Source organism: Streptomyces sp. NPDC006332 (genome assembly GCF_040612855.1).
Taxonomy (GTDB): Bacteria; Actinomycetota; Actinomycetes; order Streptomycetales; family Streptomycetaceae; genus Streptomyces.
Genome location: NZ_JBEXRA010000027.1, coordinates 69071 through 86694, shown reverse-complemented (window position 1 = coordinate 86694; position 17624 = coordinate 69071). Strand labels below are relative to the sequence as shown.

At 69.6% G+C, this 17624-nt stretch carries 17 protein-coding genes; 5 read left to right on the top strand and 12 right to left on the bottom strand.

Annotation, left to right across the window (positions count from 1 at the left end):
* The first annotated feature begins 196 nt into the window (after window positions 1-196).
* Window positions 197-1276: a histidine kinase gene (locus ABZ027_RS24040; RefSeq protein WP_356771601.1), complete on the top strand. Its 1080-nt coding sequence runs from the start codon at window positions 197-199 to the stop codon at window positions 1274-1276.
* Window positions 1273-1932, top strand: coding sequence for a response regulator transcription factor (locus tag ABZ027_RS24035; protein WP_356771599.1), 660 nt, complete (start codon window positions 1273-1275; stop codon window positions 1930-1932). The genes ABZ027_RS24040 and ABZ027_RS24035 overlap by 4 nt, the downstream gene beginning before the upstream one ends.
* 173 nt (window positions 1933-2105) lie before the next feature.
* Here ABZ027_RS24035 and mnmA read toward each other — a convergent pair whose 3' ends face one another.
* Window positions 2106-3236, bottom strand: coding sequence for a tRNA 2-thiouridine(34) synthase MnmA (gene mnmA / locus ABZ027_RS24030; protein WP_356771597.1), 1131 nt, complete (start codon window positions 3234-3236; stop codon window positions 2106-2108).
* Window positions 3237-3296: 60 nt separating this feature from the next.
* On the opposite strand from mnmA, the gene ABZ027_RS24025 reads away from it, so the two are divergent.
* Window positions 3297-3965, top strand: a complete 669-nt coding sequence (locus tag ABZ027_RS24025; RefSeq protein ID WP_356771595.1) for an N-acetylmuramoyl-L-alanine amidase — start codon at window positions 3297-3299, stop codon at window positions 3963-3965.
* A 35-nt stretch (window positions 3966-4000) separates the two neighbouring features.
* On the opposite strand, the gene ABZ027_RS24020 is transcribed toward ABZ027_RS24025, so the two are convergent.
* The 3 genes from ABZ027_RS24020 to ABZ027_RS24010 all read right to left on the bottom strand — a co-directional run bounded on the left by ABZ027_RS24020 (window position 4001) and on the right by ABZ027_RS24010 (window position 5803).
* On the bottom strand, window positions 4001-5164 hold the full coding sequence (locus ABZ027_RS24020) for a cysteine desulfurase family protein (RefSeq protein ID WP_356771593.1): 1164 nt from the start codon (window positions 5162-5164) through the stop codon (window positions 4001-4003).
* Window positions 5165-5232: 68 nt separating this feature from the next.
* Complete coding sequence (locus tag ABZ027_RS24015; RefSeq protein WP_356771591.1) at window positions 5233-5511, bottom strand: DUF4190 domain-containing protein; 279 nt, start codon at window positions 5509-5511, stop codon at window positions 5233-5235.
* A 124-nt stretch (window positions 5512-5635) separates the two neighbouring features.
* The gene (locus tag ABZ027_RS24010; RefSeq protein WP_356771589.1) at window positions 5636-5803 is read right to left on the bottom strand and encodes a hypothetical protein; all 168 of its coding nucleotides are present in this window, start codon (window positions 5801-5803) and stop codon (window positions 5636-5638) included.
* Between the two features lie 120 nt (window positions 5804-5923).
* Between ABZ027_RS24010 and ABZ027_RS24005 the strand changes: the two genes are divergently transcribed.
* The gene (locus ABZ027_RS24005; protein WP_356771587.1) at window positions 5924-6550 is read left to right on the top strand and encodes a TetR family transcriptional regulator; all 627 of its coding nucleotides are present in this window, start codon (window positions 5924-5926) and stop codon (window positions 6548-6550) included.
* A 157-nt stretch (window positions 6551-6707) separates the two neighbouring features.
* Here the strand turns inward: ABZ027_RS24005 and ABZ027_RS24000 are convergent, their stop codons facing one another.
* Window positions 6708-7559 carry a thioesterase family protein gene (locus ABZ027_RS24000; RefSeq protein WP_356771585.1) on the bottom strand — a complete coding sequence of 284 codons (852 nt, stop codon included), beginning with the start codon at window positions 7557-7559 and terminating at the stop codon, window positions 6708-6710.
* Between the two features lie 144 nt (window positions 7560-7703).
* On the opposite strand from ABZ027_RS24000, the gene ABZ027_RS23995 reads away from it, so the two are divergent.
* A complete protein-coding gene (locus ABZ027_RS23995; protein WP_356771583.1) occupies window positions 7704-8933 on the top strand; it encodes an alpha/beta hydrolase-fold protein in 1230 nt (409 codons plus the stop codon).
* Here ABZ027_RS23995 and ABZ027_RS23990 read toward each other — a convergent pair.
* The 7 genes from ABZ027_RS23990 to ABZ027_RS23960 all read right to left on the bottom strand — a co-directional run bounded on the left by ABZ027_RS23990 (window position 8842) and on the right by ABZ027_RS23960 (window position 17591).
* The gene (locus ABZ027_RS23990; protein ID WP_356771581.1) at window positions 8842-9498 is read right to left on the bottom strand and encodes a trimeric intracellular cation channel family protein; all 657 of its coding nucleotides are present in this window, start codon (window positions 9496-9498) and stop codon (window positions 8842-8844) included. The genes ABZ027_RS23995 and ABZ027_RS23990 overlap by 92 nt on opposite strands.
* 63 nt (window positions 9499-9561) lie before the next feature.
* The gene (locus ABZ027_RS23985; protein ID WP_356771579.1) at window positions 9562-10953 is read right to left on the bottom strand and encodes a M1 family metallopeptidase; all 1392 of its coding nucleotides are present in this window, start codon (window positions 10951-10953) and stop codon (window positions 9562-9564) included.
* 96 nt (window positions 10954-11049) lie between these two features.
* Window positions 11050-12486 carry a dipeptide ABC transporter ATP-binding protein gene (locus ABZ027_RS23980; RefSeq protein ID WP_356771659.1) on the bottom strand — a complete coding sequence of 479 codons (1437 nt, stop codon included), beginning with the start codon at window positions 12484-12486 and terminating at the stop codon, window positions 11050-11052.
* 20 nt (window positions 12487-12506) lie between these two features.
* Complete coding sequence (locus ABZ027_RS23975) at window positions 12507-13604, bottom strand: ABC transporter ATP-binding protein (protein ID WP_356771577.1); 1098 nt, start codon at window positions 13602-13604, stop codon at window positions 12507-12509.
* The gene (locus ABZ027_RS23970) at window positions 13601-14602 is read right to left on the bottom strand and encodes an ABC transporter permease (RefSeq protein WP_356771575.1); all 1002 of its coding nucleotides are present in this window, start codon (window positions 14600-14602) and stop codon (window positions 13601-13603) included. The genes ABZ027_RS23975 and ABZ027_RS23970 overlap by 4 nt, the downstream gene beginning before the upstream one ends.
* A 128-nt stretch (window positions 14603-14730) precedes the next feature.
* On the bottom strand, window positions 14731-16497 hold the full coding sequence (locus ABZ027_RS23965; RefSeq protein ID WP_356771573.1) for an ABC transporter substrate-binding protein: 1767 nt from the start codon (window positions 16495-16497) through the stop codon (window positions 14731-14733).
* 92 nt (window positions 16498-16589) lie between these two features.
* Window positions 16590-17591, bottom strand: coding sequence for an ABC transporter permease (locus ABZ027_RS23960; protein ID WP_356771571.1), 1002 nt, complete (start codon window positions 17589-17591; stop codon window positions 16590-16592).
* Window positions 17592-17624 lie beyond the last annotated feature (33 nt).

Below are 17624 nucleotides of genomic sequence, written 5' to 3'. Positions count from 1 at the left end.
CACACCGTTCTACGCCGGTGGTCGGAGGCATTCCCCGGTCCCCCGACCTAGCATGCGAAGACACCCACCACGAAACGAACGCACCGCGAGGACGGACACGATGATCGACGCCGCGCCTGGACACCGTCGCGGCCCTGTTCGGACATCAGGGCACCAGGTGAAGCGTCTGCTGGTTCGCGCGGCGCAGGTGCCCCCCATGGCACAGGACGCGGCGCTGGCGGCGGCACTCTTCACGGTGACCTTCGGGCCGGGGCGGCTGGAGGGCACCACGGGGCTGACCCTGCAGGCGGCGCTGGTGCTGCCGCTGGTGTGGCGGCGCCGGGCCCCTCTCACCGTGTTCGGCGTGATCGCCGCCGTCGCGTTCGCGCAGTGGCTGCTGGGCATCCAGTTGCCCGCCGATGCCGCGCTGCTGATCGCCCTCGGCACGGTCACCGCCCGCTCCCCCTGGCGGCACGCGCTGCTGGCCGGAATCGTTCTGGAGAGCGGCGCCGTGCTATCGGCGGCGCGCTGGGCGCCCGAGGGCCGGTTCCTCGCCTCCAGCGCCGCGATGACCGCCGCGATCGCGGCGTGCGCCCTGCTCGGGGCGAACGTGCGGATCAGGCGCGCCGCCCAGGAAGACCACATCGCCCACCTGGAACGCGAGCGCGACCAGAAGGCGCGGCTCGCGGTGGCCGAGGAGCGGGCCCGCATCGCCCGGGAGATGCACGACAGCATCACGCACAACCTGTCCGTCATCGTCGCCCTCGCCGACGCGGTTGTACACACACGGCCCGACGACCCGCTCGCCGTGACGGACCAGATCGCTGAGACCGGGCGGCAGACACTGACCGACATGCGGCGTTCGCTGGGGATCCTCCGGGACGGCGAACCCGACGCCGAACGCCATCCGCTGCCCGGCATCGCGCAGCTTGAACCTCTGTGCGAACAGATGCGTGCCGTAGGGCTGCCGACCCGCCTTCGGGTGGACGAGGGCCCCGCCTGCGTTCCCGTGGCGGCGCAGCTGACCGCTTACCGAATCGTTCAGGAGTCGTTGACCAACACGCTCAAACACGCGCCTGCGGGCACATCTGCCGAGGTCCGGGTCTCCTGCTCCCCGCGGGCCGTCACGGTCGAGGTGACCGACGACGGACCCGCCGCATCGGTCACCACCCCCGGGCGCGGCATCGCCGGGATGCGGGAACGCGCGGCCGCCTACGGCGGGGCACTGCACGCCGGCCCCTTTCCCGGTGGGGGATGGCAGGTCCTGGCGCGTCTCGATCTGGGCAGCACTCAATGAGCACTCGAGTGCTCCTCGTCGACGACGAGCAACTGCTGCGCGTGGCGTTCACCATGATCCTGCGCGCCGAACCCGACATGGAGCCGGTCGGCGAGGCGGCGGACGGCGATGCCGCCCTGCGCCTGACGCGTCAGCTGCGGCCGGACGTGGTCCTGATGGACGTGCGCATGCCGGGCGCCGACGGCATTGAGACGACACGTCGGCTGATCCGGGAGGCGCCGCAGACGCGCGTGCTCGTCCTCACCACCTTTGACCTGGACGAGTATGCCTTCGACGCGCTCCAGGCCGGGGCATCCGGATTCCTGCTCAAGAACACCAGGCCCGAAGCTCTGCTCGCCGCGATCCGAGACGTCGCCCGCGGCGACGCGGTGGTCTCTCCTCGCATCACCCGGCGCCTGCTGGAAGGTTTCGCCCACCAATTCCCCGCCATCACCATGAGCGGCGACGAGCGCCTACGCCTGCTCACTCCGCGCGAACGCGAGGTCCTCATCAACGTCGCTCGCGGCCTGACCAACACCGAAATCGCCGCCGCCATGCACCTGGCGGAGGCCACTGTGAAGGGACATGTCGGCCGGATCCTGTCCAAGCTGGAGCTGCGCGACCGCGTGCAGGCCGTGATCTTCGCGTACGAGACCGGGCTCATCCGTCCGGCCTGAGGGGGCGGATATGAGTGCACGCCTCTGGTTCGGCGGCCGGTACGGAGCGGGTGCGAACTGGTCGTTCCAGCTACCCCCGCGCTTCCGTGGCGCCCCCGTTCCTCCGCCACGATCCACACCTGCTCCCGGTCCAGCAGCAGCTGCAGGATCCGTTCGCGGTGGCGAGCCTCGTGCTAGGGCACCCCGGCCGTCGCCCGCACCGTGGTCGAGATGGTCGCCGACCCCACCACTCGGGTCTCGTCGTACAGCACGATCGCCTGGCCGGGGGCGACGCCGCGGACGGGCTCGGTGAAGCGCACCTGGAGTTCGCCGTCGACGAGTTCCGCCGCCACCTCCGTCTCGCCGCCGTGGGCGCGCAGCTGGGCGGTGTAGGTGCCGGGGCCGACGGGTGCGGCCCCGCACCAGCGTGGCTTGATCGCGGTCAGTCCGGTCACGTCCAGCGCGGCCGCCGGGCCCACCGTCACCGTGTTGTCCACCGGGGAGATGTCGAGGACGTAGCGCGGCTTGCCGTCGGGGGCCGGGGTGCCGATCCTGAGGCCCTTGCGCTGGCCGATGGTGTAGCCGTACGCGCCCTCGTGCGTGCCGAGCCTGGCGCCCGACTCGTCGATGATGTCGCCCTCCGCCTTGCCGAGGCGCCCCGCGAGGAAGCCCTGGGTGTCGCCGTCGGCGATGAAGCAGATGTCGTGCGAGTCGGGCTTCTTGGCGACGGCGAGGCCACGGCGTTCGGCCTCCGCGCGGATCTCGTCCTTCGTGGTGACGGTGTCGCCGAGCGGGAACATCGCGTGGGCGAGCTGCCGGTCGTCCAGGACGCCGAGGACGTACGACTGGTCCTTCGCCATGTCGGAGGCGCGGTGCAGTTCGCGGGTGCCGTCGTCGCGCACGATCACCTGCGCGTAGTGGCCGGTGCAGACCGCGTCGAAACCGAGGGCGAGGGCCTTGTCGAGCAGCGCGGCGAACTTGATCTTCTCGTTGCAGCGCAGGCACGGGTTGGGGGTGCGTCCGGCCTCGTACTCGGCGACGAAGTCCTCGACGACGTCCTCGCGGAAGCGGTCGGCGAGGTCCCACACGTAGAACGGGATGCCGATGACGTCGGCGGCGCGGCGGGCGTCACGGGAGTCCTCGATGGTGCAACAGCCACGCGCGCCCGTGCGGAACGACTGCGGGTTCGCGGAGAGCGCGAGATGGACGCCGGTCACATCGTGCCCGGCCTCGGCCGCGCGGGCGGCGGCGACGGCGGAGTCGACCCCGCCCGACATGGCGGCGAGGACGCGGAGCGGACGGGTGGGCTGCGTGGTGTCAGTCATAACCCCTCCAGGGTACGGGGGCGCGGGAACCAGGGCTGACGAGTATCCGTTCACGATCACATGGGGGCGAGACGAGCCAACGAGAAGGACGCCGACCGGCGCATCGGTCGGCGTGCCCTGCTGATCGGCGGTGCGGTGGCCGCGGCGGGCACGGCCGTGCTGGCCCGTGACGAGCTGACCCGCCTGTGGTGGCGCGCGCCCGGCGTGGAGAAGCCGCGCACGGAGGGCGAGGTCGACTACGCGGGCGCGAGGTGGGCGGCCGCGTCCGAGGCGAACTGGCGGCGCGCGGACCGCCCCGACGACTACGGCATAGACATGGTGGTCGTCCATGTCACCCAGGGCGGCTTCGCCAGCGCGGTGAAGGCGTTCCAGGACCCGGGGCACGGCGCGGCCGCCCACTACATCGTCCGCAAGGACGGCCACGTCACCCAGATGATCCGCGAGCTGGACGTGGCGTACCACGCGGGCAACCGCGCCTACAACGAACGCAGTGTCGGCATCGAGCACGAGGGATTCGTCGACCGGCCCGAGGACTTCACGGACGAGATGTACGAGGCCTCGGCGCGGCTCACCGCCCGGATCTGCGCGCGCTACGACATACCCGTGGACCGTGGGCACATCATCGGCCATGTGGAGGTGCCGGGGACGGACCACACCGACCCCGGGAAGCACTGGGACTGGGACCGGTACATGAAGCTCGTGCGGCAGGCCCGTACAGCGGTGGCGTGAGCGGGCGCCCCTGACCCGGATTTCGCCCCGATCCCCTAGGTCAGCCCCGCCGACCGCGCCCGTTCCACCACCGGCCCGATCACCTTGGCGACCGCTTCCACGTCGGCCTCCGTGGAGGTGTGGCCGAGGGAGAAGCGCAGGGTGCCGCGGGCCAGGTCGGGATCGGTGCCGGTGGCGAGGAGGACGTGGCTGGGCTGGGCGACGCCCGCGGTGCAGGCGGAGCCGGTGGAGCACTCGATGCCCTGCGCGTCCAGCAGGAGCAGCAGCGAGTCGCCCTCGCAGCCCGGGAAGGTGAAGTGGGCGTTGGCCGGGAGGCGGTCGACGGGGTCACCGCCGAGGATCGCGTCCGGGACCGCCGTACGCACCGCTTCGATCAGGCTGTCGCGCAGGGCGCCGATCTCCCGGGCGAACCACTCGCGCTGCTCGGCGGCGAGCCGGCCGGCCACCGCGAAGGAGGCGATCGCCGGCACGTCGAGGGTGCCGGAGCGGACGTGCCGCTCCTGCCCGCCGCCGTGCAGGACGGGGACGGGGGTGTGCTCGCGGCCGAGGACCAGGGCGCCGATGCCGTAGGGGCCGCCGATCTTGTGGCCCGACACCGTCATCGCGGCGAGGCCGGAGGCGGCGAAGTCGAGGGGGGTCTGGCCGAAGGCCTGCACGGCGTCGGAGTGCAGGGGGACGCCGAACTCGGCCGCGGTGGCCGCGAGTTCACGGACCGGCAGGATGGTGCCGATCTCGTTGTTGGCCCACATGACGGTGGCGAGGGCCACGTCGTCGGGGTTGCGGGCGATGGCTTCGCGCAGCGCCTCGGGGTGGACCCGTCCGTGCGGGTCGACCGGGAGGTACTCGATCGTGGCGCCCTCGTGTTCGCCGAGCCAGTGGACGGCGTCCAGGACGGCGTGGTGTTCCACGGGGCTGGCGAGGACCCGGGTGCGGGCCGGGTCGGCGTCTCGGCGGGACCAGTACAGGCCCTTGACCGCGAGGTTGTCGGCCTCGGTGCCGCCGGAGGTGAACACGATCTCGCTGGGGCGGGCGCCGAGCGCTTCCGCGAGGGCTTCTCGGGCCTCCTCGACGGATCGCCGTGCGCGACGGCCGGACGCGTGCAGGGAGGAGGCGTTGCCGGTGGTACCCACGTGCGCGGTGAGTGCCTCGACCGCCTCGGGGAGCATCGGGGTGGTCGCGGCGTGGTCGAGGTATGCCATGGTGGCCACGATTCTACGGGGCGCCCGCGGGCGGCCTCGGGGCAGCCGGGCAGTCTCCTCGGCCGGCCTCAGAAGCTCCAGGACACGGTGTTGTCCATCTGCATGAAGGTGACGAGGACCAGGAGGTCCGCGACGCCCAGTCCCAGCCCCAGGTACGCGCGGCCCTTGCGGGTCGTGCCGCGCCACAGGGCCACCGACGCCAGCACGATGGCGATCGGGCCGAGGAAGAGGTTGAGGACCAGCAGCCCGAGAAGGCCGAGGATGAAGGACGCGACGGCCATGCCGTTGGCGTCGCGGGCGCCGGTGCGGCGCGTGGTGGTGGCGGTGGCCGGTGCGGTGAGTTGCATGACGGGTCAGCTCCTTGAGGACGAGTGGGGCGAGCGGGACGTGGGGGGGCGTGCGGGGCGAGCGCGCGGACAGCGGCCGGTTCGCGTCAGTCGCGCCGGCTCGCGTGAGTCGCGTCAGCTCGCGTCAGTTCGCGGATGTGCCGCGACGGCGGCCGTGGCGCTCGCGGATCGCGAAGATGCCGAGCCAGGCGGCGATGACGGCGGCGGCCACGAGGGTGAAGGACAGCGGCGCGTGCGCGACGGTACCCATGACCACGCCGAGCAGTAGGAGCGCGGCGACGAGGAACAGCATGGCGGGGATCCCTCCCGTTTCAGTTGGGTGAACGATTGTGGCTACAGTTGTTCACTGACTTCCCAGCCTAACGCGCCTCATGGCTTTCCAATTCCAGAGAACAGTTGTTAACTGCATGGCATGAGTCACACTCTCGGCATCCGACAGGTCCAGAAGCAGAAGACCCGCCAGGCCCTCCTGGACGCCGCACTGGCCCTGCTGGAGGAACAGAGCCTGAGCAGCCTCGGGCTGCGCGAGGTCACGCGCGCTGTCGGCGTCGCACCGACCGCCTTCTACCGGCACTTCCGCTCCATCGCGGATCTCGGTGTGGCACTCGTCGAGGAGGCGCTGGGCAGCCTGCATCCGATGATCCGGACGACGGTGTCCACCGCGGACGACAGCGGCCGACGCATCGAGCGCGCCGTCGAGCTGATCGCCGACCATGTGGCCGAGTACCCCGCACACGTCCGGTTCATCGCCCGCGAACGATGTGGCGGGGTCCAGCCGGTCCGGCAGGCCATACGGGACCAACTGTCAAGATTCGGCCAGGAGGTGAGGAACGAGCTGGCCAAGGACCCCGAGTCCGCCGACTGGGACGACGACGACCTGCTGATGCTCGCCAACCTCTATGTCGACCAGATGCTGATCACAGCCTCCCTGTTCCTGGACGCCCAGGAGTCCTCGCAGGAGGAACGGGAGCGGGTGGCGCAGGTGGCGCAGCGCCAGATGCGGCTCATCAGCATCGGCCGCCGGCACTGGCTGGACTGAACGGGGCAGGGGCCGGGGTCCCCGGCACGTTCGGGTACGGCCGGGTCCAGAACATGGGCGCGGGCCCGGACCCGGGGCGGGTCCGGGCCCGTGCGACAACCATGGGCCAGTTCCGGTCAACATCGCACCCACGGAAGGGGTGCGCCAGGGGCGCCGCTCAGCCGAGCCTGACCCTCGCCAGCTGCCGCGACTGCGCCACCAGCCGGTCCGCGCTGTCCCAGACCTCGGCGTCCTCCTCCAGGAAGCCGCCGGCCAGGTTGCGCGTGGTGATCGACACCCGCAGCGGGCCCGGGGCCGGACGGGAGCGGACGTGGACCGTCAGCTCGACCGTGGGCACCCAGCCGGACAGGCCGATCTCGAAGGCGGTCGGCGGCAGCGCGTCGACCGCGAGCAGCAGCGAGAGGGGGTCGGCGTCGCGACCGTCGGCGAGCCCGAACCAGGCCCGCATCTCACCCTTGCCGGAGGGGGCGCCGAGCGCCCAGCCCAGCGTCGACGGGTCGAGCTTGAGCATCAGCCGGTCGGCGATGGCCGAGCTGCCGTCCACCGGGGCGGGCCCGTCCTCGGGGCCGAAGCACTGCTCGACGGGCGGGATCGCGGGCGGCTCGGCGGTCGTACGGACGTCGTCCGGGAGGGAGTCCAGGTCGCCGTAGGAGGCGAGGACGCGGATGCGTTCGACCTCGCGGCCCTGGTCGTCGTACTGGAAGAGGGAGGCCTGGCCGGTCGAGAGCGTGCGGCCGGTGCGGACGACGTCCGTCCGGACGACCGCCGGGCCCGGCTGAGAGGCGGTCAGGTAGTGCGCCGAGATCGTGAACGGGTCGTCGTGCGGCAGGGCGTGCGCGAGCGCGCGGCCCACGACGGCCAGCAGATAGCCGCCGTTGACGGCGTTGATGATCGTCCAGCCGGCGGAGAGGTCGATGTCGTAGACCCCGGGCTCGCGCCGGGTGAGCGCGGTGTCACGGTCGAACTCGCTGTCGCCTATGAGGGCGCGCGCGATAGCTGCTTCTGACATGCCTGAACGGTACAACAGCAAATTACTAAGCGGTAGCTTTCACATGCGGCGCAGGACGCTCTCAAGTGAGGCTTCGGCAATATCTCGGTAAGTGTCCGTACTCGTCCGTAAACCCTTGGCCCCGACTTCCCCGTCTGTACGGGCATGAGCCTCACCGGGACTTCCTTCCTCTACACCCTGATCGCCCTGGCCGTCGCCGCGGTCGTGCTGCCGCTCGTGCTGTGGTCACGGCTGCGGGGACCCAGGGTCGTGCGTGCCGCGGTTCGGGTGCTGATGCTGCTGTTCGCCCAGGGCACGGCGGTCGTCCTGGTCTTCGTTCTGGTCAACAACGAGAACAACCTCTACGACAACTGGGGCGACGTGCTCGGCACCGCCGACCACGTGCAACAGGCCGCCGACCTGGGCGCCGACGGCACCGGCGGGATAGCGCTGCACCGGTTGCCCAAGGTCCGGCAGACGTTCGAGGCGGCCGGCGGGTCCGGGATGCATGCGGCGGGCGGCGTGCGGGTCACCCAGCTCAAGGGCCGGGTGTCGGGCGTGAACGCCGAGGTCTACGTCTGGCTGCCGCCGCAGTACCGCGAGCCCTCCTACCGTCATCACCGGTTCCCGGTGGTGGAGTTGCTGCCGGGCTACCCCGGCTCGGCGAAGGCCTGGTTCGCGTCCCTCGATGTGCACGAGCAGTTGCTGCCGCTGATGCGGGACGGCCAGGTCGCGCCGTTCATCCTGGTCGCGCCCCGCACCAACCTGCTGGCCGGGGTGGACACCGGCTGCGCCAACATCACGGGCACGGTGAACGCCGACAGCTGGCTCAGTATCGACGTGCCGAAGATGGTCATGGACAACTTCCGCGCCGAGCGCGCTCCGCAGGGGTGGGCGGTCGCCGGGTACTCGGCGGGCGCGCACTGCGCGACGAAGCTCGCCGTCGCCCACCCCGACCGCTACCGCGCCGCGATCAGCCTGTCCGGCTACAACGACCCGATCGGCGAACGCAATTCGCTGACCGCGCAGACCCCGGCCCTGCGGCACGCGAACGATCCCCTGCTGGAGCTGCGGGAGGCGCGCACCCCGCCCCGGATCGCGCTCTACCTGTCCGGCCAGCCGCACGACGGCTACGAGGCGGCCGTGGCCCTCGAACAGAGCGCGAAGGCGCCGACGACCGTGCATGTGGTCTACATCCCGAAGAGCGCGGGCGGGCACACCATGGCGCTGTGGCGGCCCCAGGTGGTGCCCTCGTTCCGCTGGCTGACCGTCGAGATGGGCCAGAGCCGCCCCACGGAGGGCACTACTCCTCTCGTACCGTCGAGCGCCGGTGCCAGGCACGCGGAGCTCGCCAGTGGAACCGCATCGCGAGCAGCCGCAGCACGAAGGCAGTGAGGGCGGCGGACGCGCTGGTGAGCGGGGTGAGGGCCGAATACCGGATGCACAGCGCGACCATCGTGGCGCCCACGATCGCCGGGACCGCGTACAGGTCGCGGTCCCAGCGCAGCAGCGACGGCACCTCGTTGGCCAGTACGTCCCGCAGGACGCCGCCGCCGACCGCGGTGGCCAGACCCAGCGCCACCGACGAGGTGAGGCCCAGGCCGTACTCGTACGCCTTGGTGGTGCCGGCGACGCAGAACAGGCCGAGGCCCGCCGCGTCGAAGACGTTGACCGCGCCCTGGATGCGCTCCACGTGCGGGTGCAGGAAGAAGACCAGGAGGGCGGCGAACAGCGGGGTGGTGAAGTAGCCGAGGTCGGTGAAGGCGGCGGGCGGCACGGCTCCGATGACCAGGTCACGGAACAGCCCTCCGCCCAGCGCGGTGACCTCGGCGAGGACGGCTATGCCGAAGACGTCGAAGTTCTTGCGGACGGCCAGCAGCGCGCCGGATATGGCGAACACGAAGATGCCGACGACGTCCAACGTGTGCTGGACGGAGGGGCTGAACAGTTGCTGAAGCACCCCATATTGTTACTCAGGCCCCGAGCACCCCTTGCAATACAAGGGCCAAAGGCTTCACGAGGCCTACAAGGCGGGCTTCCCGTTGGTGAACAGCCAGGTCTGGAACAGGTCGTCCAGCTGCTTGCCGCTGATCTTCTCGGCGAGGCGGATGAAGTCGTCCGTGTCGGCGTTGCCGTAGCGGTGCAGCTTCGTCCAGGTCGGCAGCAGCTTGAAGAACGCGGCGTCGCCGATCCGTTCGCGCAGCACCTGGAGGGTCATCGCGCCGCGCTGGTAGACGGCGGAGGCGAACATCGTGTCGCGCTGCGGGTCACCGACCGTCACCTGCCAGAAGGCGTTGTCGGCGGGCCGGGAGTTGTAGCCGGCGAGGAAGGAGTCGTGCGCCGAGCGGGTGCCCTGGTGCTCGGCCCACAGCCACTGGGCGTAGGTGGCGAAGCCCTCGTTGAGCCAGATGTCCTTCCAGTGCGCCACCGAGACGGAGTCGCCGAACCACTGGTGGGCCAGCTCGTGCACGATGGTCGTCTCGTTGCGCACCGCCGAGTAGACGGGCTTCGACTGCACCTCCAGCGAGAACCCGGCCTGGGGCATGTCGTCGACGATCGCGCCGGTCTCCTCGAAGGGGTACGGCCCGAAGACCTTCGCCCAGTAGTCGGTCGCGGCGGCGGTCACGCCGTACACGTCGACGGAGTTGGCGTTTTCCAGCACCGGGTCGATGGCCACGTAGATCGGGATGCCGGAGGGGGTCTTCCCGGTCCGCACGTCGAACTTCCCGATGGTGGCGGTCGCGAGGTAGGTCGCCATCGGCTTCTTCTCGCGCCAGTGGGTGTACGTCGAGCCACCCTTGTCGTACGTCGACACCAGCCGCCCGTTGGAGACGCCGGTCAGGCCCTTGGGGGCCTTGATCCGGATGTCGTAGGTGGCCTTGTCGGAGGGGTGGTCGCTGGACGGGAACCAGGTGGAGGCCGCGTTGGGTTCGCAGGCGACGAAGACGCCGTCGTCGGTCTTCATCCAGCCGTAGTCGGAGCCGAAGACGATGGGGCCGCCGAGGGGCTCGGGGACACCGCCGTAGGTGACGGTGACCGTGAAGGTGCGGCCCTTGCGCAGGGAGGTGCGCGGAGTGACGCGCAGTTCGTCGCCGGCGCGGGTGAACTGGGCCCGTCTGCCGTTCACCTCGACGCGGGTGACCTCGAGTTTCTGCAGGTCCAGGTCGAAGGACGACAAGTTCCGGGTGGCGCGGGCGGTGATCGTCGTACGGCCGTCGAGGCGGTCGGTGTCGGGGGCGTACGCGACGTCGAGGGCGTAGTGCTGGGCGTCGAAACCGCCGTTGCCGAGTTCGGGGAAGTAGGGGTCACCGATGCCGGGGCTGCCTGGGGCGGGCGCGGGGGCGGCGGCGATGACCAGGAAGGAGGCCGCCGCGGTCGCGAGGACCCCTAGACGTGCCGAACGGGAGAGCGTCATGAGTCGTCCCTTCGAACGTGTGCCGATCAGTCGGACACGGAGGACTCTGCACTCTCCCGTTTCGGCATGTGCATGACTTTGCCAACTTGTCATGCGCTACTTGTCAGTTGACTCCTGGCGGCTCTCAGCGGCGTCATCGGTCTTCGCGGCCGGTACGGCGGGCTCGGCGGAGTCCGCGGGCGCGGCGGGCTCGTCGGAGTCCGCGGGCGCGGCGGGCTCGTCGGAGTCCGCGGGCTCGGCGGGCTCGTCGGAGTCCGCGGGCTCGGCGGGCTCGTCGGAGTCCGCGGGCTCGGCGCCCTCCTCGGGCTCGGCGACCTCGGCGACCTCAGTGGTCTTACCGACCTCCGCGGGCTCAGCCGACTCAGTCGGCTCGGCGGGCTCCGCGACCTCCGCCGCCACCGCCGCCGACGTCTCCGCCGACTCCTCCAGCACCGCGTCCGGCACCAGTTCCGCCGCCGCCTTGGCGTCGGAGAGCAGGACCGTCTCCTGCGGTGCCTGGTCCTCGAAGTTCTCCGGGTGGTGACAGGCCACGCGCTGGCCGGGCTTCAGCTCGATGAGCTTCGGCTCCGTGGTCCGGCAGATCTCCGTCGCCTTCCAGCACCGGGTGTGGAAACGGCAGCCGCTCGGCGGGGAGATCGGCGAGGGCACGTCGCCCTTGAGCAGGATGCGCTCGCTCTTGGCCGACCGCCGCCTGGGGTCCGGGATCGGCACGGCCGACATCAGCGCCTTGGTGTACGGGTGCATCGGCGCCTTGTACAGCGAGTCGCGGTCGGCCAGTTCGACGATCTTGCCGAGGTACATCACCGCGATCCGGTCCGAGACGTGCCGGACGACCGACAGGTCATGCGCGATGATCACATACGTCAGCCCGAGTTCCTCCTGGAGGTCGTCCAGCAGGTTCACCACCTGCGCCTGGATCGACACGTCCAGCGCGGAGACCGGCTCGTCCGCCACCACCAGCTTGGGGTTGAGGGCGAGCGCGCGGGCGATGCCGATGCGCTGGCGCTGGCCGCCGGAGAATTCGTGCGGGTAGCGGTTGTAGTGCTCGGGGTTGAGACCGACCACCGACAGCAGCCGCTGCACCTCCTTCTTCACACCGCCCTCGGGCGAGACGCCCTGGAGCTTGAAGGGGGCGCCGACGATGGTGCCGATGGTGTGCCGCGGGTTCAGCGAGGAGTACGGGTCCTGGAAGATCATCTGCACGTCACGGCGCAGCGGACGCATCCCGCCCACGCCGAGGTGGGTGATGTCCTTGCCCTCGAACTCGACCGTGCCGCCGGTCGGCTCCAGCAGCCGGGTGATCAGCCGGCCCATCGTGGACTTGCCGCAGCCGGACTCGCCCACGACCCCGAGGGTCTCACCGGAGCGGACCTCGAAGTCGATGCCGTCGACCGCGTGCACGGCGCCGACCTGCCGCTGCAGCAGGCCCTTCTTGATCGGGAAGTGCTTCTGCAGGCCGGTGACCTTCAGCAGCACGTCACCGCCGGCCCGCCCGCCATCGCTCTGCGCGGGAATCGTCCCCGCCGTCGCCACTTTCTCGGCTTTCTCGTCGCTCACAGCTTCGGCGCAATCTCTTCGATCCAGATACGCTCCCGCTGCTCCTGCGTCATGTGGCAGGCGGCCCAGTGCCGGCCACCGACCTCGGTCAGCTCGGGGCGGACCGTGCGGGTGACGTTGTCCTTGGGGATGTCGGCGTACGGGCAGCGCGGGTTGAAGGCACAGCCGGACGGGATGTTGATCAGCGAGGGCGGGGATCCCTTGACCGGGATGAGTCGCTCCTGCTGATCCCGGTCAAGGCGCGGCATCGAGCCGAGCAGACCCCAGGTGTACGGGTGCCGCGGCTCGTAGAACACCTCCTCGGCCGGACCCCGCTCGACACAACGGCCGCCGTACATCACCAGGATGTCGTCGGCCAGCTCGGCGACGACACCGAGGTCGTGGGTGATGACGATGACCGCGGAGCCGAACTCCTTCTGCAGGTCCCGGATGAGGTCGAGGATCTGCGCCTGGACGGTGACGTCCAGGGCGGTCGTCGGCTCGTCCGCGATCAGCAGCTCGGGGTTGTTGACCAGCGACATCGCGATCATCGCGCGCTGGCGCATACCGCCGGAGAACTCGTGCGGATAGCTGTTGACCCGCTTGTCCGGCTGCGGGATGCCGACACGGTCGAGCATCTCCACCGCGCGCCGCTTCGCGGTCTTCTTGTCCACGTCGTTGTGGACCCGGTACGCCTCCACGATCTGCTGGCCGATCGTGTAGTACGGGTGCAGCGAGGACAGCGGATCCTGGAAGATCATCGCCATCTCGCGGCCGCGCAGCTTGCGCACCTGGTCCGGGTCGCTGCTCAGCAGTTCGGTGCCGTCCAGCCAGATCTCACCGGAGATCTGCGCCTTCTTCTTGCCGTACTGACCGGCGGTGTGCAGACCCATGATGCCGAGCGAGGTCACCGACTTGCCGGAGCCGGACTCGCCCACGATGCCGAGGGTCTTGCCCTTCTCCAGCTGGAAGCTGAGCCCGTCGACGGACTTCACCAGGCCGTCGTCGGTCGGGAAGTGCACCTTCAGGTCACGCACTTCGAGGAAGGCGGTGGGTGCGGGCCGGCCGGTCACGGGTTCCCCCACGGCCGATCCGGTCTTGTGCAGGTCGGTCATCCCAGCCTCACTCGCGGGTCGATGACGGCGTACAGCAGGTCCACGACGAGGTTGGCGACGGCGATCGCGAGGGCCGCGAACAGCGTCACCCCGAGGATCACCGGCAGGTCCTTGCTGCTGATGGCCTGGACCGCGGCGAGACCGAGGCCGGGGAGGTTGAACGTGGACTCCGTCAGCACGGCGCCACCGAGCAGGACGCCGATGTCGAGACCGAAGACGGTCAGGATCGGCGTCATCGCGGACCGCAGCGCGTGCCGGGTGATGACCACGCGTTCCCCGAGGCCCTTGGCCCGGGCGGTGCGGATGTAGTCCTCGCCGAGCACGTCGAGCATGGTGGCCCGGGTGAGACGGGCGTACATCGCGGCGTTCAGCAGGGCCAGCACGATCCATGGCAGGAGCAGGGACTCGAACCAGACGCCGATGGAGTCGTCGGTACTGAGGCTGTCCTCGATGTGCACCCAGCCGAGACTGTGCACGAAGATGCCCATCGCCACCATGCCGGTGAAGAAGATCGGCAGGGAGACGCCGCCGAGGGCACCGATCATCGCGGCGCGGTCCCAGACGGAACCCCGCTTGAGCGCGGAGACGACGCCGGCGCTGACACCAGCGATGAGCCAGAGGACACACGCACCGGCGGCGAGCGCGGCGGTGACCGGGAGCGCCTCCTTCAGCGTGTTCCACACCGGCTCCTCCGTGACGAAGGAGTAGCCGAAGCAGGGGGCCGGGCAGCGCGTGACGTCACTGCCGTTGGCGTAGGTCCGGCCCAGCGGAATGCCCTTGACGAAGTCCCAGAACTGGACGAACAGCGGATCGCCCAGGCCCAGCTTGGTCCGGATGCCCTCGACCTGCTCGGCACCGGTTGCCTTGCCGGCGAAGAGGACGGCGACGTCCTGTCCCGCCCACTTGGGCAGCATGTAGAAGACGGTGAAGGTCGCGAGCAGTACGACCAACACCATGATGACAACGGCGACCAGACGCCGGATGAGATAAGCAAGCACTGTGCGCGGCCCGGCGGCGGCCGGGGGCCTCCTCGTGGGAGGTCCCGGCCGCCACCAGAGCCATCACCTGCCCTTCGGACTGGCGGGATTGGGCGGCAAGGGATCAATCAGCTTCGGTCTGCCGAGGGTTACTTGGTGACACCCAGGGACACGTAGTCGTAGCGGCCGTTGTACGCGGCGGACGAGTAGACGTTCGTCAGCCGGGGACCGCGCCACGAGATGTTCTTCTCGTAGATGAACGGCATCCAGTCGGCGTCGTCGAGCAGCTGCTTGTTCATCTCCTCGTACAGGCTCTTGGCCTTGGCCTTGTCCGTGGTCGCGATCGCGTCGTCGAAGAGCTTGTCGATCTTCGGGTTCTTGATCTGCGACTCGTTGTAGTTGCCGTTCTCGAAGATGAAGCGGCTGTCGAACAGCGGCTGCGCGTAGCCCTGGCCGGTCGGGAAGTCCGGGCCCCAGCCGCTCATCGTCATGCCGTAGCCGCGTTCCTTCACGACCTTCGGCGAGCCGGTGATGCTGGAGGACTGGGCGCCGTCGATCGGGTCGACCTCGACCTTGATGCCGACCTTGCCGAGCTGCTCCTGCAGGGCCTCGGCCGCGTCGACCTCACCCGGCTGGTTGGTGCGGGCGGTCAGCTTGGTGGAGAAGCCGGACGGCTTGCCGCACGCCTTCAGCGACTCCTTGGCCTTGGCCACGTCCGGCTTGCCCTTGCGGGCGACGACGCCGTACGGGTCGTAGTCGCTGTAGCCCGGGATGGTCTTCGGGAAGACCGAGTTGGCGATGTCGCCACCGGCGATCGCGCCACCGCGGGTCTGCTGCAGACCGGCGAAGTCGGTGGCGTAGAAGACGGCCTTGCGGCAGTCGACGTTGTCGAACGGCTTCGCCGTCTGCACCAGGGCCACGTAACGGACGAAGGAGGTCTGGAGGTTGTCCACGTTCGACTTGTGGTCCTGGACGGCGCTGACCCGGCCGGACTGGGTCATGCCGGTGCCGTTGACGTCGACGTCGTAGTCACCTTCCATCAGCCGCTTGTCGTTCTCCTCCAGGTTGGCGGAGATCGTCACGGTGATCTTGTCCGGAAGGGCCGGGCGGATCGGGTCCGAGGCCTTCTTCCAGGCGGTGTTGCGCACCAGCACGAGGCCCTTGTTGGCGTTGTACGACTGGACCTTGTACGGGCCGGAGGAGAACGGGTGCTGCGTGTACTTGGCGCCGGTGTCCTTGCTCTGCTTCACCGGGGCACCGGTGGGCATGGCCAGGAACTGTTCGAAGTCACCGTTGGGCTTGGGCAGTTTGAAGACGATGGTCTTGTCGTCGGGCGTCTCGATCGCCTTCAGGCCCAGCTTGTCCTTGGACTTGTCCTTGTAGGGGCCCTTGTACTCGCCCTTCGGGTCGAGCGTCTGCTTGATGTACGCCGGGCCACCGGTGATGGTGTCGGTCGCCCAGATGCGCTCGATGCCGTACTTGATGTCCTTGGAGGTCAGCGCGGAGCCGTCCTCCCAGGTGAGGCCGTCACGCAGCTTGTACGTGTAGGTCTTGCCGTCGGCCGAGACCTCGCCGGGACCGGTGGCCAGGTCGCCGACCAGCTTGTTCGACGCCTCGCCCGGCTTGGTGTCGTACGTGACCAGGGTGCGGGTGAAGAACCGCATGAAGTCCCACGTCATGCCGTAGTACGTACGCTGCGGGTCCAGCGAGTCGAAGTCCTGCTTGCCGACGAACTTCAGCGTCCCGCCCTTCTTGGTGGACGCGTTGACGACCTTGTTCAGCGCCGCGCTGTAGCCGGCGCCCTTCTCGCCTTTGTCGTCACTGTCTCCGCCGCCGCACGCCGTGGTGGTCACCAGCGCCGCGACAACGAAGGCTGCGCCAGCAGCGAGCCGCCGCTTCGGGGAACCTGTGGGCATTTTCTCGTATCCTCCGAGATTCGCGGTTCCGGGCCTTTGCCGGAAAACCATGGGAAGAGCCACCTGACGGTGCGGCAGGGGCAAGTCGTGCGTCAGCGGGTCCCCTTGGGATCCAGAGCGTCCCGCAGGCCGTCGCCGAAGAGGTTGAAGGCCAGGACGGTGATGAAGATCGTCGCACCGGGGAAGACCATGAACATCGGGTCGTGCTCGTAGGTCTGCAGGGCGTCGCGCAGCATGCCGCCCCACGACGCCGTCGGCGGCCGCACACCCGCACCGAGGAAGCTGAGCGCCGCCTCCGTCAGGATGTTGGTCGGAATCATCAGCGTCGCGTAGACCATGATCGGCGCGAACAGGTTGGGCAGCAGCTCCCGGAAGAGGATGTACCGCCTGCCACCGCCCAGGCTGCGCGCGGCCTCGATGTACTCGCGCTCACGGAGGCTCAGCGTCTGGCCCCGGACGATACGGCCGACGTAGGGCCAGCCGAAGAAGCCGATGACCGCGACCAGGACGGCGATGCGCACGCCCGAACCGGTCAGTCCCAGCAGGTCGTCCGGGAGGACCGAGACCAGGGAGATGATGAAGAGAAGCTGCGGGAAGGAGAGCAGCACGTCCATGACACGGCTGATCAGCGCGTCGACCCAGCCGCCGAAGTAACCGGCGACGATCCCGAAGAGCGTGCCGAGGACCACCGCGACGACCGCGGCCAGGAAGGCCACCAGGAGCGAGATGCGCGCGCCGTAGACGATGCGACTGAACACGTCACGGCCCTTGTTGGGCTCGACACCGAACAGGTAGTCACCACTGACGCCGCCCCAGGTGCCCTGCGGCAAGTTGGTCAGCGGATCGAGTTCCTCCTGGTGGAACTCGTTCGGCGGGTGGCCGAGCAGCGAGACGATCAGCGGGGCGAACACGGCGACCAACACCAGGACCAGCACGGTGATTCCGCCGGCCAGAGCAACCTTGTCCTGCTTCAGGCGGTGCCAGGCGATCTGCTTCAGGGACCGGCCTTCGACCTTCTTGGCGCCTGAGTCCGCGGGGTCGGCTGGAGCGGCCGGCGCCGCTTCCGCAGCGGTGTCGTGCAATGGCGCCGTCATGGCAGGGACCCCTCTCAACCGGCGGTGACCGGC

Bases quoted from the DNA above. Each gene is read 5' to 3' on its own strand.
- ABZ027_RS23995 (WP_356771583.1), top strand. From the start codon at position 7,704: ATGAGCCTCACCGGGACTTCCTTCCTCTACACCCTGATCGCCCTGGCC.
- ABZ027_RS24005 (WP_356771587.1), top strand. From the start codon at position 5,924: ATGAGTCACACTCTCGGCATCCGACAGGTCCAGAAGCAGAAGACCCGC.
- ABZ027_RS24010 (WP_356771589.1), bottom strand. From the start codon at position 5,803: ATGCTGTTCCTCGTCGCCGCGCTCCTACTGCTCGGCGTGGTCATGGGT.
- ABZ027_RS24040 (WP_356771601.1), top strand. From the start codon at position 197: ATGGCACAGGACGCGGCGCTGGCGGCGGCACTCTTCACGGTGACCTTC.
- ABZ027_RS23985 (WP_356771579.1), bottom strand. From the start codon at position 10,953: ATGACGCTCTCCCGTTCGGCACGTCTAGGGGTCCTCGCGACCGCGGCG.
- ABZ027_RS24025 (WP_356771595.1), top strand. From the start codon at position 3,297: ATGGGGGCGAGACGAGCCAACGAGAAGGACGCCGACCGGCGCATCGGT.
- ABZ027_RS24015 (WP_356771591.1), bottom strand. From the start codon at position 5,511: ATGCAACTCACCGCACCGGCCACCGCCACCACCACGCGCCGCACCGGC.
- ABZ027_RS24000 (WP_356771585.1), bottom strand. From the start codon at position 7,559: ATGTCAGAAGCAGCTATCGCGCGCGCCCTCATAGGCGACAGCGAGTTC.
- ABZ027_RS24020 (WP_356771593.1), bottom strand. From the start codon at position 5,164: ATGGCATACCTCGACCACGCCGCGACCACCCCGATGCTCCCCGAGGCG.
- ABZ027_RS23965 (WP_356771573.1), bottom strand. From the start codon at position 16,497: ATGCCCACAGGTTCCCCGAAGCGGCGGCTCGCTGCTGGCGCAGCCTTC.
- ABZ027_RS23975 (WP_356771577.1), bottom strand. From the start codon at position 13,604: ATGACCGACCTGCACAAGACCGGATCGGCCGTGGGGGAACCCGTGACC.
- ABZ027_RS23960 (WP_356771571.1), bottom strand. From the start codon at position 17,591: ATGACGGCGCCATTGCACGACACCGCTGCGGAAGCGGCGCCGGCCGCT.
- mnmA (WP_356771597.1), bottom strand. From the start codon at position 3,236: ATGACTGACACCACGCAGCCCACCCGTCCGCTCCGCGTCCTCGCCGCC.
- ABZ027_RS24035 (WP_356771599.1), top strand. From the start codon at position 1,273: ATGAGCACTCGAGTGCTCCTCGTCGACGACGAGCAACTGCTGCGCGTG.